The 25730-nt window shown below is 69.7% G+C and carries 29 protein-coding genes and 1 tRNA gene; 12 read left to right on the top strand and 18 right to left on the bottom strand.

What is annotated here, in order from left to right:
• Window positions 1-245 precede the first annotated feature (245 nt).
• A complete protein-coding gene (locus tag ACFWIS_RS18405; RefSeq protein ID WP_380461572.1) occupies window positions 246-407 on the bottom strand; it encodes a hypothetical protein in 162 nt (53 codons plus the stop codon).
• 69 nt (window positions 408-476) lie between these two features.
• Here ACFWIS_RS18405 and ACFWIS_RS18400 point away from each other — a divergent pair, with 69 nt between their 5' ends.
• Entirely contained in the window at window positions 477-965 is a 489-nt protein-coding gene (locus tag ACFWIS_RS18400) for a hypothetical protein (protein WP_380461573.1), read from the top strand.
• A gap of 108 nt (window positions 966-1073) precedes the next feature.
• On the top strand, window positions 1074-1643 hold the full coding sequence (locus ACFWIS_RS18395) for a hypothetical protein (protein WP_380461574.1): 570 nt from the start codon (window positions 1074-1076) through the stop codon (window positions 1641-1643).
• Between the two features lie 147 nt (window positions 1644-1790).
• On the opposite strand, the gene ACFWIS_RS18390 is transcribed toward ACFWIS_RS18395, so the two are convergent.
• The gene (locus ACFWIS_RS18390) at window positions 1791-2279 is read right to left on the bottom strand and encodes a YajQ family cyclic di-GMP-binding protein (protein WP_380461575.1); all 489 of its coding nucleotides are present in this window, start codon (window positions 2277-2279) and stop codon (window positions 1791-1793) included.
• 242 nt (window positions 2280-2521) lie between these two features.
• Here ACFWIS_RS18390 and ACFWIS_RS18385 point away from each other — a divergent pair.
• Window positions 2522-2602, top strand: a tRNA-Tyr gene (locus ACFWIS_RS18385).
• 462 nt (window positions 2603-3064) lie between these two features.
• Window positions 3065-3547, top strand: a complete 483-nt coding sequence (locus ACFWIS_RS18380) for a hypothetical protein (RefSeq protein WP_380461576.1) — start codon at window positions 3065-3067, stop codon at window positions 3545-3547.
• Window positions 3548-3567: 20 nt separating this feature from the next.
• Here the strand turns inward: ACFWIS_RS18380 and ACFWIS_RS18375 are convergent, their stop codons facing one another.
• The 15 genes from ACFWIS_RS18375 to ACFWIS_RS18305 all read right to left on the bottom strand — a co-directional run bounded on the left by ACFWIS_RS18375 (window position 3568) and on the right by ACFWIS_RS18305 (window position 13178).
• Window positions 3568-4968: a tyrosine-type recombinase/integrase gene (locus ACFWIS_RS18375; RefSeq protein WP_380461577.1), complete on the bottom strand. Its 1401-nt coding sequence runs from the start codon at window positions 4966-4968 to the stop codon at window positions 3568-3570.
• Window positions 4968-5153: a helix-turn-helix transcriptional regulator gene (locus ACFWIS_RS18370; protein ID WP_380461578.1), complete on the bottom strand. Its 186-nt coding sequence runs from the start codon at window positions 5151-5153 to the stop codon at window positions 4968-4970. Before ACFWIS_RS18370 ends, ACFWIS_RS18375 begins: the two co-directional genes overlap by 1 nt.
• A gap of 257 nt (window positions 5154-5410) precedes the next feature.
• Window positions 5411-7408: a DUF3987 domain-containing protein gene (locus ACFWIS_RS18365; protein ID WP_380461579.1), complete on the bottom strand. Its 1998-nt coding sequence runs from the start codon at window positions 7406-7408 to the stop codon at window positions 5411-5413.
• Complete coding sequence (locus ACFWIS_RS18360) at window positions 7405-7689, bottom strand: hypothetical protein (RefSeq protein ID WP_380461580.1); 285 nt, start codon at window positions 7687-7689, stop codon at window positions 7405-7407. Before ACFWIS_RS18360 ends, ACFWIS_RS18365 begins: the two co-directional genes overlap by 4 nt.
• Before the next feature lie 103 nt (window positions 7690-7792).
• On the bottom strand, window positions 7793-7963 hold the full coding sequence (locus ACFWIS_RS18355; RefSeq protein WP_380461581.1) for a hypothetical protein: 171 nt from the start codon (window positions 7961-7963) through the stop codon (window positions 7793-7795).
• A gap of 35 nt (window positions 7964-7998) precedes the next feature.
• Window positions 7999-8169: a hypothetical protein gene (locus tag ACFWIS_RS18350; protein WP_380461582.1), complete on the bottom strand. Its 171-nt coding sequence runs from the start codon at window positions 8167-8169 to the stop codon at window positions 7999-8001.
• 25 nt (window positions 8170-8194) lie between these two features.
• Window positions 8195-9196 carry a hypothetical protein gene (locus tag ACFWIS_RS18345; protein WP_380461583.1) on the bottom strand — a complete coding sequence of 334 codons (1002 nt, stop codon included), beginning with the start codon at window positions 9194-9196 and terminating at the stop codon, window positions 8195-8197.
• Window positions 9197-9207: 11 nt separating this feature from the next.
• Window positions 9208-9615 (bottom strand): hypothetical protein, encoded by a 408-nt coding sequence (locus ACFWIS_RS18340; RefSeq protein WP_380461584.1) that lies wholly within the window; start codon window positions 9613-9615, stop codon window positions 9208-9210.
• Window positions 9616-9635: 20 nt separating this feature from the next.
• The gene (locus ACFWIS_RS18335) at window positions 9636-10631 is read right to left on the bottom strand and encodes a hypothetical protein (RefSeq protein WP_380461585.1); all 996 of its coding nucleotides are present in this window, start codon (window positions 10629-10631) and stop codon (window positions 9636-9638) included.
• Window positions 10632-10798: 167 nt separating this feature from the next.
• On the bottom strand, window positions 10799-10987 hold the full coding sequence (locus ACFWIS_RS18330) for a hypothetical protein (protein ID WP_380461586.1): 189 nt from the start codon (window positions 10985-10987) through the stop codon (window positions 10799-10801).
• The gene (locus tag ACFWIS_RS18325; protein WP_380461587.1) at window positions 10987-11229 is read right to left on the bottom strand and encodes a hypothetical protein; all 243 of its coding nucleotides are present in this window, start codon (window positions 11227-11229) and stop codon (window positions 10987-10989) included. Before ACFWIS_RS18325 ends, ACFWIS_RS18330 begins: the two co-directional genes overlap by 1 nt.
• A complete protein-coding gene (locus tag ACFWIS_RS18320) occupies window positions 11226-11348 on the bottom strand; it encodes a hypothetical protein (RefSeq protein ID WP_380461588.1) in 123 nt (40 codons plus the stop codon). Before ACFWIS_RS18320 ends, ACFWIS_RS18325 begins: the two co-directional genes overlap by 4 nt.
• Before the next feature lie 132 nt (window positions 11349-11480).
• A complete protein-coding gene (locus ACFWIS_RS18315; protein WP_380461589.1) occupies window positions 11481-11822 on the bottom strand; it encodes a hypothetical protein in 342 nt (113 codons plus the stop codon).
• The gene (locus ACFWIS_RS18310; protein ID WP_380461601.1) at window positions 11819-12835 is read right to left on the bottom strand and encodes a DUF2637 domain-containing protein; all 1017 of its coding nucleotides are present in this window, start codon (window positions 12833-12835) and stop codon (window positions 11819-11821) included. The genes ACFWIS_RS18315 and ACFWIS_RS18310 overlap by 4 nt, the downstream gene beginning before the upstream one ends.
• A 94-nt stretch (window positions 12836-12929) precedes the next feature.
• Complete coding sequence (locus ACFWIS_RS18305; RefSeq protein ID WP_380461590.1) at window positions 12930-13178, bottom strand: hypothetical protein; 249 nt, start codon at window positions 13176-13178, stop codon at window positions 12930-12932.
• Window positions 13179-13689: 511 nt separating this feature from the next.
• Here ACFWIS_RS18305 and ACFWIS_RS18300 point away from each other — a divergent pair.
• The 3 genes from ACFWIS_RS18300 to ACFWIS_RS18290 all read left to right on the top strand — a co-directional run bounded on the left by ACFWIS_RS18300 (window position 13690) and on the right by ACFWIS_RS18290 (window position 16459).
• Complete coding sequence (locus ACFWIS_RS18300) at window positions 13690-14538, top strand: GntR family transcriptional regulator (protein WP_380461591.1); 849 nt, start codon at window positions 13690-13692, stop codon at window positions 14536-14538.
• A complete protein-coding gene (locus tag ACFWIS_RS18295) occupies window positions 14535-15224 on the top strand; it encodes an HAD family hydrolase (protein ID WP_380461592.1) in 690 nt (229 codons plus the stop codon). The genes ACFWIS_RS18300 and ACFWIS_RS18295 overlap by 4 nt, the downstream gene beginning before the upstream one ends.
• A 332-nt stretch (window positions 15225-15556) precedes the next feature.
• Window positions 15557-16459, top strand: a complete 903-nt coding sequence (locus ACFWIS_RS18290) for a serine protease (RefSeq protein ID WP_380461593.1) — start codon at window positions 15557-15559, stop codon at window positions 16457-16459.
• Window positions 16460-16858: 399 nt separating this feature from the next.
• Here the strand turns inward: ACFWIS_RS18290 and ACFWIS_RS18285 are convergent, their stop codons facing one another.
• Entirely contained in the window at window positions 16859-17956 is a 1098-nt protein-coding gene (locus tag ACFWIS_RS18285; protein ID WP_380461594.1) for a hypothetical protein, read from the bottom strand.
• Between the two features lie 925 nt (window positions 17957-18881).
• On the opposite strand from ACFWIS_RS18285, the gene ACFWIS_RS18280 reads away from it, so the two are divergent.
• The 5 genes from ACFWIS_RS18280 to kdpC all read left to right on the top strand — a co-directional run bounded on the left by ACFWIS_RS18280 (window position 18882) and on the right by kdpC (window position 25694).
• On the top strand, window positions 18882-20711 hold the full coding sequence (locus ACFWIS_RS18280) for an APC family permease (protein WP_380523906.1): 1830 nt from the start codon (window positions 18882-18884) through the stop codon (window positions 20709-20711).
• A gap of 462 nt (window positions 20712-21173) precedes the next feature.
• Window positions 21174-21263 carry a K(+)-transporting ATPase subunit F gene (kdpF, locus tag ACFWIS_RS18275; protein WP_045693083.1) on the top strand — a complete coding sequence of 30 codons (90 nt, stop codon included), beginning with the start codon at window positions 21174-21176 and terminating at the stop codon, window positions 21261-21263.
• Between the two features lies 1 nt (window position 21264).
• The gene (gene kdpA / locus ACFWIS_RS18270) at window positions 21265-22926 is read left to right on the top strand and encodes a potassium-transporting ATPase subunit KdpA (RefSeq protein WP_380461596.1); all 1662 of its coding nucleotides are present in this window, start codon (window positions 21265-21267) and stop codon (window positions 22924-22926) included.
• Window positions 22926-25043 carry a potassium-transporting ATPase subunit KdpB gene (gene kdpB / locus ACFWIS_RS18265; protein ID WP_380461597.1) on the top strand — a complete coding sequence of 706 codons (2118 nt, stop codon included), beginning with the start codon at window positions 22926-22928 and terminating at the stop codon, window positions 25041-25043. The genes kdpA and kdpB overlap by 1 nt, the downstream gene beginning before the upstream one ends.
• A 21-nt stretch (window positions 25044-25064) precedes the next feature.
• A complete protein-coding gene (gene kdpC / locus ACFWIS_RS18260; protein ID WP_380461598.1) occupies window positions 25065-25694 on the top strand; it encodes a K(+)-transporting ATPase subunit C in 630 nt (209 codons plus the stop codon).
• Window positions 25695-25730: the final 36 nt, after the last annotated feature.

Here is a 25730-nt window from a genome sequence, read left to right as displayed (position 1 = left end):
GCGGTGGCCAGCCGGCTGGCCACCGCCCCGCGGATGTCCTGGGTGGCCGGACCGGCGGCGTCCCCGGGGCCGGGTGGGGGCGCGTCGGTGGAACTCATCGGTCCTCCTCCGGTACGGCCCCGGTCGGCTGCGCGGGGGGCGCGGGGGCCCCGGGGAAGGGGCCCCCGGGGTGGGCCGTACCCGGTCAGTTCACCCGGTTGCCGCGCCCCCCGCATGCGGCGGGCGGCCGTGCGGGTGACCGGTGCTCAGCCGCGTCCGGTCTGTTCGCGGACTTCGCGCTGCGGCTCGAACCGGCCCGGCCGGTCCGGCCGCTGTCCCAACTCCAGGAACTCCTGGACGGGCTGACGGCGGAAGGTCCGAGTACGGCCGATGACGCCGTGGACGTGACCCTCTTCACCCGGTTCCACGGTCTCCGCGCGGGCACGGAACGATAAATTCCGGGCCGACTGTCGGTGCGGTGGGACACGATGTCGGGCATGTCGTATGAACTCCAAGCGCTGATAGGCATGTTGGAGCTGCTGTCGGTGGCGGCGGCGGAGGTGCCGGCGGCCCGGGTGGTGCCGCTGGCGCAGGGACTGGCGCTGATCCCGGTCACCTCCGCCGTGCTGTCCGCGCTCCAGGGCGAGGCCGCCGTGCCGAAGCCCGGCGGCGGGGCGGGATTCGGCTGGCACCCGGACGGCTTCGAACTCCGGCTCGCCGCCTGGTCGAAGGCCGGTCCGATCGCCTGCGTCGAGGCCGAGTACTTCGGCGGCAGCGGCACCCAGCGTGCCGCCGTCTGGTCGGACGGCCGGGTCGTCCTGGGTCCGCTCACCAGCGGCGAGTTCGAGCCCGTCCCGGCCGAGGGCACCCCGATCTCCCAGGCCCTGCGGCGGCTCGGCGGGCACGTCGAGCCGGGCCGGGTGGACGAGTTCGCCTCCGTCGGGCTGGGCGCGCGCCGCTGCACCGCCGACTGGGCGGCGGGCTGAACCGACGCGCCGCCGTTCGGCGTACCTGCGGTGGCTGCGTCCGGACGGCGACCGCACGGTGTGAGTCAGGCGATCTCGCCTGACTCGCACTGAGAGGAAGCAGTACCCATGCGTGCCACCCGGATGGCCGTCGTGCTGACCACAGCCCTTGCGCTGACCACGGTCGCCACGGCGTCCGCCACCGCCGCCGGCCATGGAGCCGCGGCCCCCCGTACCACCGTCTCCTCCTCCATCACCACCGCCGCTGCGGCCGTCCCGGTCACCCCGGTCACGGTCCCGGCGCCGCCGACGACCCTCCCGGCCGTCGACGACCCGGCACTGCCCGCCGTCCCCGGCACCCCCGCCGTGCCGGCCCTCCCCGCACTCCCGGCCACGCCGGACCCGAGTGCGGCCCTCGGGGCGCTCGGCGACGTCGTCAAGCTGGTCACCGGCCTGCTCTCGACGGTGACCTCCGCCGTCCCCGACCTCGGCGCCGTCCAGCAGTTGGTCGCCTCCCTGCAGGGCATCCTGCAGAACCTGCTCGGCGGGCTCCCGTCGGTGCCGGCCCCGCCCACCGTCCCGGCCCCGCCCAAGCTGCCCGGCTCCGCGCCCGCGGGCCTCCAGGAGCAGCTGGACGCCCTGCGCGCCCAGGCGCAGACCCTGATCGCCACCGCCCACTCCCTCCCCGCCGCCGGCTGACCCACCACCGGCCGACCCCGCCGCCGGCCGGACGCACCGACGCGAACGGCCCCGCTCCCGGATCCGGGAGCGGGGCCGTGCCGTCCTGTCCCCCCTGTTCCCCGCGCGCGGGCGCGGGCGCGGGCGCGGGTGGGGCAGGAGGGTCGACTAGCGGTAGTTCACGTACTGGATCGCGAAGTCCAGGTCCTTGCCCTTGAGCAGCGCCTGGACGGCCTGGAGGTCGTCGCGGCTCTTCGAGCTGACGCGCAGCTCGTCGCCCTGGACCTGGGCCTTGACGCCCTTCGGACCCTCGTCCCGGATGATCTTCGCGACCTTCTTGGCATCCTCGGTGGTGATGCCCTCCTTGATGTCCGCGAAGATCTTGTACTCCTTGCCGGACAGCTGCGGCTCACCGGCGTCCAGGGCCTTCAGCGAGAGGCCGCGCTTGATGAACTTCGTCTGCAGCACGTCCAGGATGGCGCGCACGCGCTCCTCGCCGTTGGCCTTCATCTCGATCTTCTCGCCGGAGCGGCTGATCTCGCCGCCCACGCCCTTGAAGTCGAAGCGGGTGGCGATCTCGCGGGAGGTCTGGTTGATCGCGTTGTCGACCTCCTGCCACTCGACCTTCGAGACGATGTCGAAACTGGAGTCGGCCATGGGTGTTGGTCTCCTTGATGCTCTGGCTTCACTGACACGGCCCGCCCCACCGGGGCGCCCGCCGCCCAAGCCTATCCAGCGTCACCCCGGCCCCGCCCGTGACCGGCGCGCGGCGCTCCTTGATCGTCGAGTGATCTCCCGGGTGGTCTCTCGAGTGATCCACCGAGTGGCGAAGCACCCCCGGGGATCAGGTATGGTTTACCAAGTCGAACGGGGCGCGAGCCCCCGGAAACGAAAATCCTGGCTGGTTGCCCGAGCGGCCAAAGGGAGCAGACTGTAAATCTGTCGCGCAAGCTACGCAGGTTCGAACCCTGCACCAGCCACAGGATAGAAAACAGGCCCTGATCTGCGGAAACGCGGATCAGGGCCTGTTTCGTTGTGCTCGAACACCGGTCACGCCGGATGGTCGTTTTGCGTGGTTTGTCTCACATCGTTTCGCCCGGATCCCAGTCCTGACCAGCGGTTCCGGACCAGGGGCGGACCAGACTCAGGGGTGACCGGGGTGCGGTTCGCCGAGTTGGACCATCGGTCGGTCGCGTGTCGGCCTGGCGGACCAGACGGAGCTGCTGGCATTTCGGCGATCACGCCCGGCCTGGCCAATGGCAGTGGGATGATCTACGGCCGGAATCAGCGAACGAGGGGGCAACAAGGTGAGGAACAGGCGCTTGGCCACCCTGGGCGTGGCCGCTGGCACTGCGCTACTTGCGGGGTGCGGCTCGTCCGGAACCGCCAGCACCGGTGGGGACGCGAATTCCCAGCCAGCCGATGGTGCTCAGAGTGCTGCTGTGCGCTATCAGCAGGCGGTGAATGCCCGGGACTGGGCCACCATGTGCCAGCTGAGGACGGTCGCCTACCAGGGCGGCAGCCTCCAGCGCTGCACCGCCGACAACGTGGAGAGCACCCCGGAGACGACCAGCTCAAGCAAGCCGAGCACAACCCCTTCCTTGCCGGCGGGCATCTACGCGGACGGTTCAACCGTCCCTCCGATGGCCACCCCAAGCCCAGCCGACACCCGACCCGCGACGATCAGTCCAGTAACCGTCGAGCGAACCGAACAGGTTCCTGCGCTCAGTCAGCACCCGGCCGGCACTGGCGTGATGGTGATCTTCCAGGTCACCCAGCCAGGCGGTACCAGCAGCACTGATCGGCGCGCGATCCGACTCGTCCAGGACGGCGCTGGCTGGAAGGTCGACCAGGACGGCACCGTCCACGATTCCGACATGACCCTGAGCGACCCGCTACGAGCGGCGTTGGCGGTTGCCCCCTGACTGCACGGGTCAGGTGCGGCTCAGGGGTCCTCGGTTGTCGGCGTCGACGTCGTCCGTCGCTGAAGCCGTTCGGTGATGAGCTGGTTGGCGTGGTCCTCGTCACCGTGGATGCACTTCGCGTAGACCCGGAGAAGGACGGCGATGCTGTGTCCCGCCCGCCGGGCGCACTCGGCCACGGGGACGCCGGAAGCCAGCCAGAGGGAGATCCCGGCGTGCCGGGCGTCGTACGGGCGCTTGGCGAGCGGGGTGGCCTGCTCCTCCTCGCTGAGCACCGCGGCCCGTGCTGCAGCCCAGACGACCCCGTACCCGCTCTCCTGCACCATGCCGTTCCGGAAGGTCCGGAACAGCCGGCCGTCCGGCGCCGTGCCGTACAGCTCGATGTGCTCCCGCAGCAGCTTCACCAGCTCGGGCGGGATGGGAACCGGCCTGGTGGCCGACTCCGCCCGGTGCTTCAAGCCGCGGGGGTCGTGCGACGCCCCACTGTCGGTCCAGGAGGACCCGACGCGGGGGCTGTTCCCGTTGAGGTTGAGCTTTCCCCAGCCCTCCGCCGGCAGGACGCACCGGTCCTTGCGGAGGTGGACGACCTCGCCCGGTCGCATGCCCGCGTAGTACATGCACCCGAAGAACGCCACCAGCCGCGGACCGCGTCGCCCCTGCCGGCCGACGGCCTCCAGCATCGCGGCGGCCTGCTCCGGGCTCATGACGTACTCGGGATCGACCTCCTCCTCGGTACGGGGCGGTTGCCACTGCACCGACGGCAGTGGGTTGGCGGCCAGGAGTCCGTCCTCGACCGCGCGGCCCAGGATGTGGTTCAAGATCCGGCGCTTCCGGAGGATGGTCGACGCGGCGGCCTTGGTGCCGTCCAGTTTCACCGAGAGGGCGGCGAGCAGGCGCCGGACCATCTTCGGGTCCGCCAGCTCGGACACCTCGACGGAGTTCCGCGCCACCCAGGTCAAGGCCTTGGCGACGTCGGCCGGCGGCTCATCGGTCCACCGGTTCACGTTGAAGGCCCAGCCATACAGCGCGCGCCGGACGAGCAGCTTGTCCGGCATCCCGGTCTTGCTCTTGACCAGTTCGAACGTGACGCTGGCCAGGGCGTCCGCCCACGTCGTCCGAGTCTTGGCGGGGGCGCCGTCCCACCGGGCTTCGACGTAGTTCCGGCCGTGCTGGTACCAGGTGACGGAGTTCTGCTCCTGCTGGCGCTTGCGAAGCTCGGCGAGCGGGAGGCCCGTCTCGGTGTCGAAGGGCTGGTGGGAGGCCGCCGCGATCAGCAGCTCAGCCTTCCGGCCGTCCGCCTGGGTCTTCGTGAGGTAGGACTCGGAGAACTCCAGGCCGTTCACGGTCCACCGCACCTGCCACGGCTTGCGGCGGTCGGGCCGGTGGCGGTGCTCCCAGAACGTGACCTTGTAGGAGGTGGGCATCAGGCGGCCACCTCGCAGGAGTCGAGCCACGCGTCCAGGTCGGCCCGGTCGATCCGGACCTGACCGTTGGGGAGCTTGATGAGGCGCGGGCCCGTGCCCCGGGCGCGCATCCGGTAGAAGGCGGCACGGGACATGCCGAGTTCGGCGAGCACGACGGGGAGCTTGAGCAGTTCGCGCTTGGGCATGGCGAAGTCTCCTGCTGTGGGTCGGGATTGATGGCTGCGGCGTCTTGCGGGCCCTCTCGCGGGCGGACGCGGAGGGCGGAGAGCGTCAGGGATGTCAGGGGAACTCGCTGACCTGCGGATATGGCCCTTGCCGGGGTGCCAGGAGTTGTCAGGGCTGTCAGGGGATAATCGGGATCCCCTGACAGCCCTGACGTTCCCTGGCGGGCCGTCTGGTGGCGATTGGCCTGGTCAGGGCTTTGTCCTGACATCCCTGACGGTTACGCAGGCGCGTCTGCGGCCGTGGGGGCGCTCACGGCCGGGTGGACGCGGTAGGTGACGGCCTGGGGCCGGCCGCGCTGACCGCTGGTGGTGGGCTGGTCGGTGCGGAGCCAGCCGTGCTGCTCCAGCAGGTGAAGGGCGGGCTCGACGTCGGCGACCTTCTTGAACCGCCGGGACGACGCGACGGCGTCGTGGGCCTTGATGTGGGTGCGGTGGGTGCCGTCCTTCTTCGGCCGCTGGAGCCACTGGAGCAGGGCATGGGCGTCCTCGGTGGCGGGGTCGGCCGCGATGAGGTCGAAGACCGCCAGGGTGTGGGCGGTGTAGTAGTCCGCGATCTCGGCGGCGCGGCCGACGGTGGCGGCCTCCAGGCCGGCACGCCAGGCGTTGCTGTCCCGGTCGGAGGCGATGTGGTCGGCGAGGTGGAGCAGGACGGCGATCCGGGCGATGTGGCCGACGAGCTTGCCGGCCCAGTCCTTGATGTGGGCGAGCGGCTGGTCGGGGCGGAGCTGGACCTCGACCCGCTCCTGGAGGCGCTCGACGGCGAGGTCGGCGGCCTGGTCCATGAGCACGGTGACCGGGTCGGTGAGGTCGGTCATGGCGCGGAGCAGGCGGGTCAGGTTGCGGTCGTAGGCGTTCGCGACCTTCTCGGGGATCGGCGCGGTGCGGACCTTTCGATAGCCCAGGTTGGAGGGCGGCAGGGAGTACAGGAACCGGGCGAGCAGGCCCCGGTCACGGGCTCCGGGGGCGGCGCCGAGCTCCTGGAGAACGGCGGGCTGCGGGGTCACGCCGATGGTCAGGGCGGGCTTGTCGACAGTGGTCTGCTCGCGGGTGATCCGGTCGGCCTGGAGTCGCTCGCCCTTGTGGGCCTGGAGGAACACGCCCAGGTTCGGCTTGCTGCTGTAGCGGCCGACCATGCTGTCGAACAGGTCGCCCTCCGGGGAGAGCGCGGCCAGGCACCGGTGCACGGCGAGCTGACTGGTGACGGTCTCCGGGGTGATGTCCCCGGACAGGGTCAACCGCGGGCTCGGCGGGACGGTGATCTCCTCGGCGAGCATCTTCGCTGCGGAGATCTCCGCGATGAGCCGGGTGCGGTCGAGGTCGGGGTTCTTGCGGGCCTTGGCCATCAGGACGTCGACCTCCGCCAGCGCGGCGTCCTTGGCGGTCTCGGCCTCGATGATCGCCGCCCTGGCGCCGGCCTGGAGCTCCGCTTCGACCTTGTAGACCGGGCCCATCGTGAACGCGAACACGTCGGACTTGCGGCTGGCCGGGGGCATCGCACAGGTTAGGTAGAGGTTCGATTGCTCGCGCCAGCCGGGCCGGATCTCCACGTTCACCCGGCCGCCTGCGGCGGTCGACAACGCGGCGAGGGCCATGGTGGCGGCGGCGTCGGGCGGGGTCTGGGTGAACTCGGCGACCGCCCCGACGTAGGCGCCGACCCATCCGGGCAGGGCCTGGACGGGGAAGGTCGGCAGGGTGCCGTGGGAGCCGAGCGGGACGGGGTCGAGCCAGGTGTCGCCGGCGGCGAGGTCCGCGAGCATGGAGAGTGCGGCCGTACGGACGGCGTCCAGGTCGGCCTGGTCCTCGCCGGCCATGGCCATGTTGGCGAGGCGGCTGGTGGCGGTGCCGATCCGGCGGCGCTCGGCGGCGAGGCGCACGATCTCGGCGTAGTAGTCGCCATTGGCGGCGGTCGGGGTCGCCTCGACGCAGGCGTGCAGGTAGCCGGGCCCGCCGACGCGGCCCAGGTCGCCCTGGGCGCGCAAGGCGCCGGCCAGCAGCATCGGGTCGACCGGCCGCTCCCCGCCGGCCATCCGGGTGATGGTGCGCCAGATCGTCTCGTGCGCGGGGTGGTAGAACGCGCTCGGGTCGCCGAGCTGGGCGGCCAGCGCGGGGATCTGGGCGGGGTCGAGCAGGGCGGCGCCGATGACGGCCTGCTCGGCGGCCTTCACATCGGCGGGCTCCGGCCGGAACGGGATCACGTTCAGGGAGTTCTCGCTCACCGCTCGTCCTCGTTGGGGAGCTGGCGGTCGAGCCAGGCGAACGGCGAGGCGCTCTGGGCGCGGTTGTAGACGTCGATGGCCGCGTCGGGGGCGCTGCCGGGGCGGACACGGGGGCTGATGAGGCTGGCGTACAGGCGCGCGCCGTGGTGCACGCAAGCCTTGGCGGCGTCGCCGTGGCGGTCGAGAACGGTCACGGCGTCGCGCGGGCCCTCGCAGGGGCTGGTGTCGTCGACGTGGGCGGCCTCGCAACGGTGCTGCGGCGAGGTGGTGTTTCCGGGCATGCTGGAGTCCTCTGGTCTCTGAGAGGGGATCGGATTGGCCCCGCAGCAACCGCCCGGTACCCGGCAAGGTCGACGGTTGCTGCGGGGCTTCGTGCTGTGTCGGTCAGTCGTCCTCGGAGCTGCAGAGGCAGTCCTCGGGCGCGGCGCCCTGCCCGATCTGGCAGGCGCAGTAGATGAGTCCGAGCGGCGTTTCGACGGGCTCGCCGCCGGTGCAGTGGTCGCACTCGCCCGGCGCCCAGTCGGCGGCGTCGAACTCGTCGTAGTCGTCGTCCACGGTGCTGTCCTTTCGGGGGCGGGGGAGGCTTTGGCTCAGGCCTCGTCGTCGGTGAGTCCGTGGCGGCGCTCCCACTCGCGCCAGCAGCTGCGCACCAAGCCCTGGGTCACGGGGTTGGGGTCGTCCTGGTGCCGCTCGATCGCGGCGCACAGCTCCGCCATCGTGAACTCCGGGATCGTCTTGTCGGGCCAGCGGTCGGTGGTCATGGCAGGTGCCTCTCGTGTCGGTGGATCAGGCGGCGGTGGCGCGGCCGACGACGATCGTCCGGGCGGGGTTGCCGGGGTCGGCGCGCATGACGAACCCCTCTCGGGTGGACCACTCGGCGGCGTTGTTGGCGTTGTTGTTGTTGCTCTGACCTGCGACAACAACGCCGCTAGGGGTGCTCTCGGAGGGGGAGGGGAGAGGGGGCACGTCGTCGTGGTGGATGCCGGGAACGCTGACGCCCTCCACGCGCACCCCTCCACGGACCTCCACACCGGCCTCCTGGAGGAGGCCTCGGACGGCCCTCCCGGACCGCTTCCAGAGGGGGTGTTCGGCGGCCAGGTGGGCGGTCACGGCGGTGAGCGCGACGTGGGTGCCGGCGGCCCCGAGGAGGGCCACCGCGCGGCGGGCGTCGGCGGGGGTCGGGGAGGTCGCCGCCGAGGTCTCGTCGCGGGCCTTGGCGGAGGCCTGATCGGGGGTCAGCGGCGGCCGCTCCGCTACGTCCTCGGCGATGCTCTGCTCGGCCTCCACCTCCTCATCGACGGTCTTCTTGCCGGGGGCGGGTGCGTGGATCAGCGCGGCGATCCACCACACGCCGATCAGCAGCCCGATGCCGGGCTCGATGAGGGGTCGGGCGAGGGCCCAGACCAGCGGGCCGCCGACGATCAGCATCAGCGTCGCGGCGCCGGCCGCGTCCCCCGCGCGGCTGCGCTTCTCCTTGCGGGCGGCCTTGTCCTGCTCCGTCTCGATCTCACGGGCGGTGACCCGGGCGCTCTCCCGGGCGTGGATCATCGCGGCGCGCTTCGTCGGGTCGGGGGTCTCGGCGAGCTTCTTGGCGAACTCGGCGTCGGCCGCCTGGGCGGCCTCGGCGGCGAGCCGCTCCTGGTCCGCCTTGAGCGCGGTGGCCTCGGCCCGGCGCTCGCGCTGGGGGGCCGTCAGCCGGCGGACCAGAACGGGGGTGCCCGTGGCCAGGCCGGTGAGCGGCCACAGCAGGGTGGCGCCCAGCTTCTCGGTGGGGAAGATCTTCTCCATCGTCGTCGCCCTCACTTGATGAACGCGCTGATCAGGCCGCTGATGATCGACGAGGGCAGGACCCAGAGCCCGCCGGCGGCGGCGAACAAGCTGGGGGCGACGGCCCCGCACAGTGCGTCCTTCCACGGCTTCGGCTTGAGCCCGAAGACGGCGAGGGTCAGGACGGCGGCGGTGGCGCCGGTCTGCCAGTCCCCCAGGGCGGCGTTGCCCTGGAACGCGTCGCTGAGCTGCGTGCCGATCCCGGCGAGCTGCTGGAAGGCCGTGCCCGCGTTCGCGGCGAGAAGGCCGATCCCGAACGCCCAGTAGGGCACGTGATCGTCCTGGACGTTGATCTTGTTCTTGCCGCGGACACCGACGTACAGGTACATGGTCGCGACGGTGGCCGCGCCGCCGGTGCCCAGCGCGATGAGGCTGCTCATGGTGTGTGACTCCTTGGAGGCTAGAAGAGGGGCAGGGCAGCGAAGAGCGGGGAAAGGCCGGCGGCGACGGCGAGGCCGGAGGCGACCGGGATGCGAAGGGCGACGAGGATCAGGAGTGGTCCGGCGCCCCGGACCTCGCTCACGCGCAGGCGGCCCCGGTCGCGGGTGTGCAGGTCGAGGGCCCACCCGGCGGCGGCCAGCAGCAGGCCGACGTAGGGCCCGCCGGGCGCGATCAGCGGTACCAGGCCGGTGGTGTAGCCGCCTACCGCGCTGATCGCGGTGAGCACGCACCAGCGGCGGAACCGGACCGTGCGGTCGGAAGGGCCAGCAGCGCGGGCGGCTCGGCGGCGCTCGCGCCGGGCCCGGGTGCGGGCCTGGCGCCGGTCGGCCAGCTGCTGCTGACGATGGCGCAGGGCACGCTGGGCGGGGGTCTCCCCGGCCGCGGCGCGCTCCCGGTCCTCCTGGGCGCGAGCGCGTTGCTTGGCGAGCTCGCGCTCGGCCTCCCGACGCTGGGCCCGGTCGTCCGGGGTTTCGGAGATCCGCTCGGCCAGTAGATCGGCGAAGCCGACCAGGTCGTCCCGGCAGATGGGGCGGTCTGGGGTGAGGACGTCCTCGACGCGGTGGCGTTCGGCGCGTTCCTTGGAGGTCTCCCCGACCTTGCCGAGCGCCGAGTCCATCCGGGCCCGCTGCGCGGCGAGCAGGTCCTCGTACTCGACCTGCTGGCGGGCGGCGCGCTGGGCCTCGCTCTCGGTGAGGAGCTGTCCGACCTGGGAGGTAATCGTCGAGGCCTGCTCGGACAGGATCCGGCCGAACGGGGCCCAGAACGCCTGCGCGGCGTCCTCCATGGAGGTGGCCTGGGCGGGGCCGGTGCCGATCGGGACCGGGATGTGGACGTCGGGCTCCGGCTGGACCGGGGCGGGGATGCGGGGGCCGGACTTGCGCCACCACTCGCCCACCGGCTCGGGGCTCGGCATGCCGGCGGTGGGCGGCTCGGTCGGGGGCGGGGGGATCGTCACCGGTGCCGCCCCTCCAGGTAGGCGATGGTCACCAGGTAGAGGCCAGCGACGACGATCGCGAGGTTCCCCAGGAGCAGGATCAGGCAGATCAACTTGGTGATCACGTGTTTCTCCCGGTCAGGGCGGGCGCGCACCCCGGTGTGCGAGGTGCGCGCCTGCGGGGGTGGTCAGGAGGAGCGGCCGAGCCGGTCGCGGCTGTGGTCGGTGCGCGGGGCGAAGACCTGGCGGCCGTTGGCCCTGGCCTCGTCGTAGTCGGCACCGGTCCAGGGGCGTCCGCTGGAGTCCGTGTGGTCGGGGGTGTCCGTGCGGGTGCTCGGCTTCGACTCGGAGCGGCCGCTGCGGCGGAAGAGGCTCATCAGCGCTCCCCGATCCGGCCGACCAGCACGAACGGCTCGCCGTCCAGCTCGCAGATCGCGTGGAACTCGGCGGCGTATCGGCCGCCGGCGCAGGCGTCGGTGACTGTCAGGCGGTGGCACCAGGCCTTGCGGGGCAGGCTGGCGACCTCGTCGATCGTCAGCGGCTCGGCGAGGCGGTAGGCGACGCCGCCGTGGTCGAGGCGGGCGATGCCCAGACCGGGCACGTTGCGGATGGTGTTCACCGGGCACCGCCCGTCTTGCCGACCTGGACGGTCAGCACGCGGTCGGCGCCGGCGGCGGCCTGGGTGCGGTCCTCGGGGGTGATCGGGGGGATGGGGGGTGCGATCATGGTCAGGGCCATGACAGACGTCTCCTTGCTGAGGATCAGCGGAGCAGGTGTGTGTGTGGCGGGGGCGCGACGGCGGTGCTGTTGGCGCGGATCAGGCGGGTGCCACCCGGCGGGTGCCGTCCGGGGTCCAGCGCTGTCGGCGACCTACTGCTCGTCGTCCGTGTCGTGCGGGTAGAAGCCGTACAGCTCGACCGGGACGCCGCCGTGGGCGCCGGTGGCGACCAGCCAAGCGGTCGTGCCGTGCTGCTTCTGCTCGATGGTGGCGGGGGCGAGGCCGAGGGCGGCCCGCCACTGCTCGAACTGGCCGAGGCCGTAGTGCAGGGCGATGTACAGGCCCCACGTCCACTCGTACGTGCCCGGTACGGACATCACCTTCAGCTGGACGTCGAGGGCGGGCAGGTTCGGGTGCGCGGTGAGGAGGGACAGCAGCGCGCCGACGGCGTGGACCTGGTCGGCGGCGGTGGCGTGGGTCTCGACGGTGGTCACGATGCCTGCTCCTCGGCGCGGGTGGTGGTCTCTTCGGTGCCGGCCGGGACGGCGTGCAGGGCGGGACGCTCCGGACCGGCGGCGCTGAACTCGCGGTAGCGGGCGGCGATCCATCCGGTCGACCAGCCGGTCAGTTCGACCGCGCGGCGCTGCGGGATGCCGAGCGTCACAGCGGTCTGGACGGTCAGTCGGGCCTTGTCCTCGGGCAGGCGCTCGGTCGCCGCGGGCGCGGAGAGGAGTTCCTGCCGGAGCCGTTCGGCCTCCTGCTCGATGTTCTGCTCACGCTCGCGCTCACGGCGCTCACGCTCGCTCACCTCGCGCTCACGGCGCTCACGATCGCGCCGTTCGGCGTCCTGCCGGCGCTGGCGCTCGTCGCGCTCGGCGGCGTCCCGGCGGGCCTGCTCGTCCCGCTGTTCGCGGGCCATGCGCTCCTCATGCTCACGCTGCTCGCGGGCCATCCGCTCGTCGTGCTCACGGCGCTCACGCTCGCGCTGCTCGGCCCGCTCGTACTCGGCGATCCGGTCCGCGCGTTCCTGCTTCCGGCGCTCCTCCTGGCGGTGCTCGTTCTCGGCCCGCTCATCGCGCTCACGCGTTGCTCGTGCAGCCAGCGCGGTGGCGATCGCCCGCCGGTAGGCCAGGGAGGTCTCCGCCGTGACGATCAGCAGCAGTGGCGCCACCGCGTGGACCGCCACCCCGACCCGATCGCGGTCCAGGGCGGACTGACCCACGTTGAGCAGCACCGTCATGGCGCCGGTCATCCAGCGCAGCACGACCGGCCACCGGCCGCCGTCGCCGTTGAGGCGGGCGAGCGTGCTGTCCATGCGGACCACGATCACCACCGCCGCGTCCACGACCAGCGGCAGGATCGGCGCCGTCCACTCCCAACCCTTCGGGCTGTGGTGGGACATCAGCGGGGTCACCGTGAGCACGCTGTACAGGACTGCGCCGAGCGTGATCGTCCAGGTGCCCACGGCCAACGCCTTCTCGGCCGAGCGGATCTGTTCCGGGCTCATCGGCGCCTTCATCGCGACCACCGCCCGGTGCCCCGCGAGCATCCGATGAGCGTGTCGTGAGTGGGCGTGAGCACCGTGAACGGGAGCCCGGTCCTCATGCCGCCGCCCGCTCGACGCCGGCGGTGCGGCGGATGACCGCGGGGCGCCGCAGCGGCACCGGCGCGATGCTCAGCAGGCGCTCGGCGAAGGCGGCCAGCTCCGGGTCCTCCCGGCGCAGGTCCGCCAGCACCGCGTACGCCACGTCCAACCGGGCCTGGCGCTCGACCGCCGACTCGCCGACCACGCCGGCGAACAGCTCCTTGTCCACGCCCAACGCCAGCTCCGCGAACTCCTCGGTGCTCAAGGCGTGTTGACCTGCAACAATCGACTTCACGGGTCTACCTCTTCCAGTGGGAGGTGGGCCCCAGGGGCTGCCGCGCGCCCGGCCAAGGAAAGCGCGGCGGCCCCGAATCCAGGGCCAGCTACTTGTCACGTCACGAGCAGCCATGACCCCCGACCCGCCGCAGGCGGCACGGATCGGGGACCAAAGACACTCGTTCGCTGAGACCGCGCCGGTCCGGCGCCGAGGAGCTCGGCGGTGAACTGGCGGGGGGTGCGTCTTTCAGGGCAGACGCGGACCTCTCGGTCCATGCCATCCGCATGCCAAGGCGCGGTCGACCTCGGCCCGATCTGTCCCGGGCCCCTTCGCCTATCCCCATAGGCGCATTTGTGCAGCTCAGAGCAGCCCAAAGAAGGCCCCTCTGTGTCGCCCCTGTCTCACTTGGTGCGACACCCACAACATAGACAACCTGCTTAAGCAGGTCAAGAGAGTTGGGTTTCTCGCGCCTGTTGGGCACCTCCCCTAGCATTGGCGCATGGCCCTAGACCCGGATGACTCTCGCCCCCCGTATCAGCAGGTCGGCAGCTCTCTGCGGGCCTCGATCCTCACGAAGAAGCCGGGCTTCGAGACCGGCGACAAGCTCCCCTCAGGCCCCGAGCTGGCGAAGCACTTCGGCGTGGCGCGCGGCACGGTGGACAAGGCGCTCGACCTGCTCCGCACCGAGGGGCTGATCGTGACCCGGCAGGGGAGCGGCTCGTTCGTGCGGGAGCGCACCTCTCGGCCGGTCGGGCTGCGGCCTCACCTCGAATCGGCCTTCGAGCAGCAGCAGGTGACCCTCGACTTCGCCGGCTTCTCCAGCGAGACGCTGCATAACGCGCTGCAGGAGCCGCTCGACAAGGTGCGCTCCGGCCGGCTGGCGCCGGAATCCATCACGGTCCGCCTGCTGCTGCCGGACACCACGGCGCCGATGGCTGTGCCGGTCCTGGTCGACGGGCTCCAGGACGAGACCGCCCTCCGGGAGCGAGCCCGCAACATCGCGCTGACGAACGCCGGCGGCATCGCCCACTCGGTGGAGATACTGGCAGAGCTGGGCCTCGTCCAGAAGGCGAGCGTTCAGGTCAAGGTCCACCGGGCGTCCAGCCTGTTCAAGCTGTACATCCTGAACCGGTCGGAGGCGTTCTTCGGCTTCTACCCGCTCCGCGAGCGCACCGTGTCGATCGACGACACTGCCCACACCTTCTACGACGTGACCGGCAAGGACACCACCCTGTTCCACCACGCCGCCGGCCCGGACGACGCCTCGCTCGGATCGCAGTACGTCCAGCAGGCCCAGATGTGGTTCGACAGCGTGTGGAGCACCATCGCCTACGAGCGTCAGCCATGATTGCCACCCCTCAGCAACTCGCCGACGTGCTGCGGCCGGTGAAGCACGTGCTGCTCGACTTCGACGGCCCGGTGTGCTCGGTCTTCGCCGGCCTCCCCGCTCCGGAGGTCGCGCGTCGACTCCGTGAGGGCCTGCTCGCCGCCGGCGAGCAGGCCCTGGCCGGGGCGGAGGAGGAGACCGACCCGCTCGCCCTGCTCCGGCTGGTCGCGGACGCCCGCCCCGATCTCACGGAGAGCACGGACGCCGCGCTGGCCGCGCTGGAGGCCGAAGCCGTTCGGGCTGCCAGACCGACCCCGGGCGGAGAATCGGTTCTCCACGCGTGTGCCCGCACCGGCCGCCTGGTCTCCGTGGTCAGCAACAACGCGGGCACGGCCATCGAGGCCTACCTCACCGAGCACGGCCTCAGCGGCTACGCGGCGGGCATCTTCGGGCGGGCGCCGGGCGACCCCTCGTCCATGAAGCCGAACCCCCGCCTCCTGCTCGAAGCCATGGAAGCTGAGGGCACCGGGCCTGAGTACTGCATCTTCATCGGCGACGCATCCCGCGACGTCGAGGCCGGGGCGGCTGCCGGTATCCCTACGATCGGCTACGCCAACAAGCCCGGGAAGGGCGCCAAGCTGGCCGCTGCTGGCGCCGTGGTGATCGTGGACTCGATGGAGCTCATCGCGGACGCCTTGGCCCGATGACCAAAGTTCTGACCAGCATTTGGCTGACCAGCAGCAGAAGACCCACTCGGCTCGCCGGCTGGCATGAACACCGCCGCAAGTTGTCATTGTCGGTTCGCACTTGTTGGTGTCGCATAGCCCAAGGGCGACCCCGAGCCTTCATGTCCTGGGGTCGCTCTCATAGCTATCACCGCGACACGACCTTCCGGACAAACTCGCCTCGACGGCATGCCTGTAATAGAGGGCAAGACGGGAAATCCAGACACGACTGATGGCGCGAGCGCTAAGCTAGGGAGCTCTCCCATCGGGGCCAGCGTCGAGCCTGAGAGTGGTTGATGATCCCGGATAGCGTAATGAAGCAGATATTCCTCTCGACTGTTAGAATTGAAGTAGAGAAAGATGGCGAGGATTTTCCCTACAGCGAGGGAACCGGGTTCATCTATAGTGCAACACTCGGGCCAGAGAAAACGCCGGCTCTCGTCACAAACTGGCACGTAATTCAGGGCGCATTCAGGATTAGCTTTTCGTTTCACGTGCGCGCTGATGATGGATCTGTGATCCTCGGCCAGAGTTGTACTGTCAACCTGGAAAACCCATTTAATCAGAACTCAAACCTTCGCCCGGTTCGCCACCCGAACCTCGACGTTGATCTCGCCGTCCTGCCAATAGGATGGGCCCTGAATGGCCTGGAATCTATGGGTCATAAGCCATTTACGGTCATGCTCGACTCCAGCAATTGCCCGCCAGTCGACGTGGTTGAAGATCTCGACCCGGGAGAATCGGTTATATTCGTTGGCTACCCCGACGGGCTGTACGACAGGAAGCACAATACCCCCATCTTCCGGAGTGGAATCGCAGCTACGCCGATCTTGCTCGACTGGTGCGGTCGACCCCAATTCCTAGTGGATGCGAGTGTATTTCCCGGAAGTAGCGGATCCCCAGTCTTCCTGGTGCAGAATCCTCCGTACAGGTCGGGACAAAATTTGATCCTTGGGGGTGGCACCAGGGTTTTCTTCCTCGGAGTGATGACTTGGGTCATGGACACCCCCATGCATGCAGAAGTGGAAGTCGCAAGAATTCCTAGGGTTGATGTTCGGCAGCCAATCGGTCTTGGAATTGTCCAGAAATGGACAACCATCGAAGAGAATATCGACGAGATGTGTAGGGTTTTGAACCTAAGTCGAGGGGAAGCTGGGAAAGTTGCCCCCGATCCCGGAGCCGTGACAACACAAGAGGCCCCAGCGGAATTGAATTAATATTGCGCAGAGGCGGATTGCCTTCTATTTCTCCACCACTGCGCTCAGCTTGAGCTGAACGGCGGCCGAGCGGTTTTTGCTGACGTCCTGTCCAGCCTGGGTCGAGCATGATCGGGGGCGCAAGTTGCCCGCGATCTCGGGTATGCCTTGGGCCTGATGCAATTTGGCAGAGTGCCCCCGGTCTTGCTCGACGCGGGTCCTGGTCCGGCGAGGTGGGTAGAACTGCGGAGCCGCCCGCCCCGGCCTCGGCAGGGTTCTAGGCTCAGCCCGTTGTTGCCGCCCGGCCGCCGGTGCGGCCGGGCGTGAAGGCAGGAGCGTTGGCGGGCGGGCAAGCCGCGCTCTGACGCGCCGTGCGCGCCTTGATGAAGTAGTGGAGCTGATAGCAGCGCACCCCTACTGTCAGTCGCTACTTTCGAAAATTGACCTGATGAAATCAAGAGTTAGACCTTCCTCTGATTCGTCAATCTCAATCCCTAAATGCCTCCCGAGCAGGTCCAGGTCGTCTCGCCAGTAAGCAGTGAAAGGGTCTATTGATTCAGTACCCTCGGATGCATCCTTTACTGTGTAGACGGAATCGCCCAAACGATTAACCATCTTTTCTATCTCTATGATGAGTCGGATGGTCTCCGGCCTGGACATTGCTATCACTGCTTGGTCGCAGTGGTACTTCGCAAGGAGTATGTCATCGACAATCAGTGCCTCAGTTTCAGACTCATCTCCGTCGATTCTCTGCAGCGCATCAAGTAGCAGAAGATAGGCCGTGATGCTGCGATAGGCGGCGTGCAGGGCGTAGGTGACAGCCGAGTGGTCGTCTTCCCACGGATGGGCGGAAACCATGCTCCGGGATGCTTTGGTCAGTACGTTGACAAAGCGTCGCGTCATGGCAACTTTAAAGAACTCCCTGAGTTGTTCGCTTGCACGATAGACTAGATTGCGAAGCTCTGAATCGTGCTCGGTGCTGGCTACTGTGCTGAGAAGTTGACCAGCCTTTGCTGTTCTTCCCCAGCAGTGTTGAATAATTAGTTCGGCAGGAGCCGCTTCCCAGTCGTCATCGCTGTACCCAAGGTCTTCTTCGGGCACGTTCCCTGCCCAGCCCGCCTGAGCAAATGTGAGGCCGGTTGCCTCGACTTCCAAAAGCCTGGACTGATATGCGGATATGACCTTTCCGAACCTCTTTTGAGCACCGGTCTTTCCTATTCCGAGCTGCTTTCCTATCTCGCGCCAAGAAATTCCCGCCGAAGCTGCCTCGGCTACGGCCATGTTCAGTGCATCTGCTGCGGCTGCCTGGGCTTCGTGGGCCGCTCTAACTACGCGGAGAATGTCCTTCGGGCGAGGGCATTCGTCATGCAGGGCCGCAGTCCTCATGCCCCCGGTGAGGTTCCCAATTGCCCGTCTAATTTCGAATTGAGCCGGGTTGGCTGCATGCACCCAGAGCCACGATGTGCAAGATACGCCGTTCCAGCCTTGATCATTCCGCTTGGCTTGGTTGTCGCCCACGCTCTCAGGCTACGCGCTGGTCGCCGTCCACTTCGGGTGGACGGGTGAAGCTGCCAGCGATGCGCGTGGGGTCTTACGGTTCGTCAGGAGCCGTGCAGAGGGCTGGCTCAACCATGAAGGTGCCACCCTTCCCGCATCAAACGCCTGGACAGCAGGGTGCGGGCAGGGCGGCGAACCCAGGAGGTCATCCATGAGTTTGTCTCACCTTACGACGAGGCTGCCTGCTTGGCACAGGGCTAGCTGTTGCATCGTTGTCGTGATCGCCATCGTGGTGATCGCTCCTGCTGCCCGACCCAGGGACCTGCTCGCCAATCTTGCGGCCCTGATGCTGGCGTTCTCCGGACAGATGGCCGGCCGGCCTCGTCTGCGCCGCCGGATCCGTGCTCGTCGGAAGCGTTCGCCGGGAGCGGCTCGGGGGTGAGGCGGCTGACGGGCCCCTTGGGGCATGATCCGGACCAGGCACGGACCAGATCCGTTCTGTGATCAAGATCTCGCAGGTCAGAGTGTGCCTGGTCAGCGGCCTGTAAATCTGTCGCGCAAGCTACGCAGGTTCGAACCCTGCACCAGCCACAGGATAGAGAAACGGCCCCCGATCTGCGGAAACGCGGATCGGGGGCTTTTTCGTGCGCCCGGGCACAGGCAAGGACTATTATTGCGCATTGCTTGCAATTACCTCCCATGGGCAGCAGAGTGGGGGTCGGGGGTGGGAGTCCTTCGACCGAGCTGATCGTCTTCCCAACCGGCGCCCGCCGGGACAACGGCTCACCCCACCCCCGTCAAGCACCCCTCCCGCCGCGCCGCCGTCGCGTCAAGGCCGCGTCAAGGGCTCTGGTGGCGGCGTCAGGAAGACGTAGGGGGCGGGCCCGGCCGGGGCGCCCGAACCGCAGGATTCGGAGCACGTACCCGACTGCGGAGGTCCCGTCCGATGTCCAGCGTCATCTCCACCCCGGCCGTCGCGGCCGACGAACCGCCGGATACCGGGGCGGGCGACGAGCGACACCGGCTCAGCGCGCTCGGCGGGCTGGCGGCGCTGTCGCTGGACGCGATGGCCTCGGTGGCGTACGGCCCGGAGTCGATCGTGCTGGTGCTGGCCGCGGCCGGCGGGTACGGGCTGGGCTTCACGGTGCCGGTCACGGTGGCGATCGCCGTCCTGCTCGCGGTGCTGGTCGCCTCCTACCGGCAGGTGATCGCGGCCTTCCCGGACGGCGGCGGCTCCTACGCGGTGGCCAAGGCCCACCTGGGGCGCCGGACGGCGCTGACCGCGGCCGCCTCGCTGGTGATCGACTACATCCTGAACGTCGCGGTCTCGGTGACCGCCGGGGTGGCCGCGCTGACCTCCGCCGTCCCCGGTCTGTACGGCGACCGGGTGTGGCTCTGCCTCGGCGTGCTCGCCCTGGTGACCGCCGTCAACCTGCGCGGCATCGCCGAGTCGGCCCGCTGGTTCATGGTGCCGACGGCCGTGTTCGTGCTGTCGATCATGGCGATCATCGTGGTCGGCCTGTTCCGCGACGCCCCGGCCAGCACCACGGCCGCCGCCGGCCACGCCTCGGTGCTCGCCGAGAACGCCACCGCGGTCGGCGCGCTGCTGCTGCTCAAGGCCTTCGCGGCCGGCTGCTCTGCGCTGACCGGCGTCGAGGCGGTGGCCAACGCCGTTCCCTCCTTCCGCACCCCGCGGGTCGAACGGGCCCAGCACACCGAGGTCGCGCTCGGCGCCCTGCTCGGGATGATGCTGATCGGCCTGGCCGTGCTGATCGGCCGCTTCCACCTCCAGCCGGTCGACGGCGTCACCGTGCTCGCCCAGCTCGCCGACGCCTCGCTCGGCCACGGCGTCGGCTTCTTCGTCGTCCAGTTCGCCACCGTGGTCCTGCTCGGGCTGGCCGCCAACACCTCCTTCGGCGGCCTGCCGGTGCTGATGGACCTGCTCGCCCGGGACAACCACCTCCCGCACGTCTTCGCGCTGCGCGCCGACCGCCAGGTGTACCGGTACGGCGTGCTGTTCCTGGCCGCGGTGTCGGCGGCGCTGCTGGTCGGCTCCGGCGGCGACGTCAACAGCCTGGTGCCGCTCTTCTCGATCGGCGTGTTCGTCGGCTTCACCATCTGCCAGGTCGGCATGGTCCGGCACTGGAACCTGCACCGCCCGGCCGGCTGGCGCCGGAAGGCCGCGCTGAACGGCTTCGGTGCGGTGCTGACCGGCGTCGCGACCCTCGTGGTGACCGGCACCAAGTTCACCGAGGGCGCCTGGGGCATCGTGGTGGCCCTGCCGCTCCTGGTGGTGCTGTTCGAGGCGATCCACCGCGGCTACGGGCGGATCGGCGAACGGCTGGAGCTCGGCCGGGTGCCGGGCGCGGTGACCCGCCGGAGAAGCCTGGTGGTCGTCCCGGTGACGGCGATCACCCGGCTCACCCGGGACGGCCTGTCGGCGGCGCTGTCGCTGGGCGACGAGGTGTTCGCGGTGACCGTGGTGCACGACCCGGCCGACGCCGAGGCGCTGCGCCGGGACTGGGAGCTGTGGCAGCCCGGGGTGCCCCTGCTGGAGATCCCGGAGGACCACCGGCGGCTCGGCCGGCCGATCGCCGAGTTCGTCAACACGCTCGGGCGGGAGCACGCCCACGACCGGCTCACCGTGCTGATCCCCGAGGTCGAACCCGCCCACTGGTACCAGCGCGCGCTGCAGAACCGGCGCGGCGCGGTGATCGACCGCGCCCTGCGCCGGCACACCGACGCGGTGGTCTGCCGGCTGCGGATGCGGATGTGACCGCAGGACCGGCGGGGCTGGCGGGACCACCGGGGCCGGAGGGAACCGGCGGGACCGGCAGGACCGGCGGTACCGGCGGAGCCGACGGAGACTGACGGGTGAACCCACGGGCCCCGGGACGGCCGCGCAGCCGTCCCGGGGCCCGCGTGCGTCCCGCTCCGCCCCGGGGTCCCAGGTCTCGACCAGGTCACGGCGGTCTCGGCCCGGTGAAGCGGGCGTCAAGGTCGCGTCAACGGACCGCATTCACCCGTATGGAGGGCGTCAGGGCGCCCCTAACGCGCCTTGAACGGCTGATTTCCTTCACTTGCCGGTCGTCCGCCGGTGCCGCACGGAGGCCCTTCGGCCCGTCCGCGGCATCTCCCGAACCACGCTGGTGGAGCCCATGTCCGATCTCATCTACGTCGGTGTCACGGTCGCCGTGTTCGCCGTCATCGCCCTGATCGCGCGGGGGGTGGAGAAGCTGTGAGCGCGGAGAACATCGCAGGTCTGGTCGTGGCCGTCGCTCTCGTCGGCTACCTCGTCGTGGCGCTGATCTTCCCGGAGAAGTTCTGACATGGGATCCACTCTCGCGGGCTGGTTGCAGGCCCTCGCCCTCGTCGGCGCGCTGGCCCTCTGCTACCGCCCCCTTGGCGACTACATCGCCAAGACCCTCACCACCGCCAAGCACCTCAGAGTCGAGCGCGGCATCTACAAGGTGATCGGCGTCGACGGTGACGCCGATCAGCGCTGGCCGGTGTACCTGCGCTCGGTGCTGGCCTTCTCGGCCGTCTCGGTGCTCTTCCTCTACGGCCTGATCCGCCTCCAGGGCTACCTGCTGCTGAACCTGGGCGTTCCGCAGATGGAGGGCCACCAGGCCTGGAACACCGCGATCTCGTTCGTCACCAACACCAACTGGCAGTCCTACAGCGGCGAGTCCGCGATGGGCCACCTGGTGCAGATGGCGGGCCTGGCGGTGCAGAACTTCGTCTCCGCGGCCGTCGGCATCGCCGTCGTCGCCGCGCTGATCCGGGGCTTCACCCGGAACAGGACGGACCGCATCGGCAACTTCTGGGTGGACCTGGTCCGGATCAACCTGCGGCTGCTGCTGCCGCTGGCGTTCCTGTTCGCGCTGGTCCTGGCCGCCAACGGCCTGATCCAGAACTTCCACGGCTTCACCGAGGCGCACACCCTCACCGGTGAGATCCAGAAGATCCCGGGCGGCCCGGTGGCCTCCCAGGAGGTCATCAAGGAGCTCGGCACCAACGGTGGCGGCTTCTTCAACGCCAACTCCTCGCACCCGTTCGAGAACGCGACCGGCTTCACGAACTGGCTGGAGATCTTCCTCATCCTGCTGATCCCGTTCGCCCTGCCGCGGACCTTCGGCCGGATGGTGGGCGACAACCGCCAGGGCTACGCGATCGTCGCGGTGATGGGCCTGTTCTGGGTGGCCTCGGCCGCGCTGATGACCCTCGCCGAGTCGCAGCACCACGGCACCGCCCTGCAGGCCGCCGGCGGTGCGATGGAGGGCAAGGAACAGCGCTTCGGCATCGCCGCCAGCGCCCTGTTCGCCACCTCGACCACGCTGACCTCGACCGGCGCGGTGAACTCCTTCCACGACTCGTTCACGCCGTTCGGCGGCGGTCTGACGATCTTCAACATGATGCTGGGCGAGATCGCGCCCGGCGGTGTGGGCTCCGGCCTGTACGGCATGCTGGTGCTGGCCGTGGTGGCGGTCTTCGTCGCGGGCCTGATGGTCGGGCGCACCCCCGAGTACCTGGGCAAGAAGCTCGGCGGCCGGGAGATGAAGTTCGCCTCGCTGTACATCCTCACCACCCCGACCATCGTGCTGGTGGGCACCGGTGTCGCGATGGCCCTGCCGGGCGAGCGGGCCGGGATGCTCAACTCGGGCGCCCACGGCTTCTCCGAGGTGCTGTACGCCTTCACCTCGGCCGCCAACAACAACGGTTCGGCGTTCGCCGGCATCACCGTCAACACCGACTGGTACGACACCGCGCTCGGCCTGGCGATGGTCTTCGGCCGCTTCCTGCCGATCGTCTTCGTCCTGGCACTGGCGGGTTCGCTCGCCCAGCAGCAGCCGGTTCCGGCCACTCCGGGCACCCTGCCCACCCACAAGCCGCTGTTCGTGGGCCTGCTGTCGGGCGTGATCCTGATCGTCGTCGGCCTCACCTACTTCCCGGCCCTGGCCCTCGGGCCGCTCGCGGAAGGTCTCTCCTGATGTCCACCCCTACGCTCAACCCCGCACCGGCCGACCACCCGGCCGAGCCCGCCGCGCCGCACAGAGTGCAGAGCGGCCTCCTCGACCCGAAGCTGATCGTCGCCTCCCTGCCGGACGCGGTGAAGAAGCTCGACCCCCGGGTGATGGTCAAGAACCCGGTGATGTTCGTGGTCGAGGTGGGCTCGGTGGTCACCACCGTCTCCGCGATCGCCAGCCCGTCGGTGTTCGCCTGGGCCATCACCGTGTGGCTCTGGCTCACCACGATCTTCGCCAACCTGGCGGAGGCCGTCGCGGAGGGCCGTGGCAAGGCCCAGGCCGACACCCTGCGCAAGACCAAGACCGAGTCCGTCGCCCGGCGCCTGCTGGACTGGCCCAAGAGCCAGGACGAGGAGGAGGTGCCCGGTACCGCGCTCCAGCTCGGTGACCACGTGGTGGTCGAGGCCGGGCAGGTCATCCCCGGCGACGGCGACGTGGTCGAGGGTGTCGCGAGCGTCGACGAGTCGGCGATCACCGGTGAGTCCGCGCCGGTGATCCGCGAGTCCGGCGGTGACCGCTCGGCGGTGACCGGCGGTACCAAGGTGCTGTCCGACCGGATCGTGGTGAAGATCGCGTCGGAGCCCGGCAAGTCCTTCATCGACCGGATGATCGCCCTGGTCGAGGGCGCCGCCCGGCAGAAGACGCCGAACGAGATCGCGCTCAACATCCTGCTGGCCTCGCTGACCATCGTCTTCCTGGTCGCGGTCGTCACGCTCCAGCCGATGGCCACCTTCGCGGGCGCCCCGCAGTCGATGATCGTCCTGGTCGCCCTGATCGTGGCGCTCATCCCGACCACCATCGGTGCGCTGCTCTCCGCGATCGGCATCGCGGGCATGGACCGGCTGGTGCAGCGCAACGTGCTGGCGATGTCCGGCCGCGCCGTCGAGGCCGCCGGCGACGTCAACACCCTGCTGCTCGACAAGACCGGCACCATCACCCTGGGCAACCGCCAGGCCGCCGAGTTCGTCCCGGCCCCCGGGGTCGGGCAGGATGAGCTCGCCAGCGCGGCCCAGCTGTCCTCGCTCGCGGACGAGACCCCCGAGGGCCGCTCGATCGTGGTCCTGGCCAAGACCGAGTACGGCCTGCGGGCCCGCGCCCAGGGCGAGCTCACCCACGCCACCTGGGTCCCGTTCACGGCCCAGACCCGTATGTCGGGTGTGGACCTGGACGAGGCGGACGGCGTGCACCAGGTCCGCAAGGGCGCGGCCGGTGCCGTCTCCAACTGGGTCACCGCGAACGGCGGTTCGGTCGGAGACGAGGTCTCCACGCTGGTGGACGGGATCTCGGCCGCGGGTGGCACGCCCCTCGTCGTCGCGACGAAGATCGGCTCGGCTCCGGCCAAGGTCCTGGGTGTCATCCACCTCAAGGACGTGGTCAAGGAGGGCATGCGGGAGCGCTTCGACGAGCTCCGCCGGATGGGCATCAAGACCATCATGATCACGGGCGACAACCCGCTGACCGCCAAGGCGATCGCGGAGGAGGCCGGCGTGGACGACTACCTCGCCGAGGCCACGCCCGAGGACAAGATGGCCCTGATCAAGAAGGAGCAGGAGGGCGGCAAGCTGGTCGCGATGACCGGCGACGGCACCAACGACGCCCCCGCGCTCGCCCAGGCCGACGTCGGCGTCGCGATGAACACCGGGACCATGGCGGCCAAGGAGGCCGGCAACATGGTCGACCTGGACTCCAACCCGACCAAGCTGATCGAGATCGTGGAGATCGGCAAGCAACTGCTGATCACCCGCGGCGCGCTGACCACCTTCTCGATCGCCAACGACGTGGCCAAGTACTTCGCGATCATCCCCGCGATGTTCGCCGGGGTCTACCCGGGCCTGAGCCACCTCAACATCATGGGCCTGCACAGCCCCCAGTCCGCGATCACCTCGGCGATCATCTTCAACGCCCTGGTCATCATTGGCCTGATCCCGCTCGCCCTGCGCGGGGTGAAGTACCGCCCGTCCGACGCCAGTTCGCTGCTGCGCCGCAACATCGGGATCTACGGGTTCGGCGGTCTGGTGGTGCCGTTCGTCGGCATCAAGCTGATCGACCTGATCGTCCAGTTCATCCCCGGCCTCAGCTGACGCGGGAAGGAGAGAAACGCCATGTCCAAGCCCCTGCCGACGACCGTCCGCACCCACTTCACCGCACTGCGCGTGCTGCTGGTGCTCACGGTGATCCTGGGAGTCCTCTACCCGCTGCTGGTCACCGGGATCAGCCAGGTCGCATTCAGCGACAAGGCCAACGGCTCGCTGGTGAAGTCCGACGGGAAGGTGATCGGTTCCAGCCTGCTCGGCCAGAACTACAACCTGCCTAAGAAGAACCCGGACGACCCGAAGGAGGACCCGGTGCCGGACCCGAAGTGGTTCCAGCCCCGGCCGTCCGCCAACAACAACGCCGGCGACAGCTCCGGTGCCAGCAACCTCGGCCCGAACAGCGACGACCTGCTGAAGGCCGTCAACGACCGCCGCGCCGCCGTCGCCGCCTTCGACGGCGTCGACCCGGCGAGCGTCCCGGTCGACGCGCTGACCGCCTCCGCCTCCGGCCTCGACCCGCACATCTCGGTGGCCTACGCCAAGGAGCAGGTCAACCGGGTCGCCAAGGAGCGCAACCTCCCGGTGGAGACGGTCGCCAAGCTGGTCGACAAGTACACCGAGGGCCGTTCGGCCGGCTTCCTCGGCCAGGAGGGCGTCAACGTCGTGCTGCTCAACACGGCCGTCGACGAAGCGAAGTGACCGAGCAGAAGTGACCGAGCAGAAGTAGCTGAGCAG

The organism is Kitasatospora sp. NPDC127060, from assembly GCF_042724935.1.
Classification (GTDB): domain Bacteria; phylum Actinomycetota; class Actinomycetes; order Streptomycetales; family Streptomycetaceae; genus Kitasatospora.
Note: the sequence above shows the minus strand (reverse complement) of the source record. Positions and strands in the feature narration are given on the sequence as shown.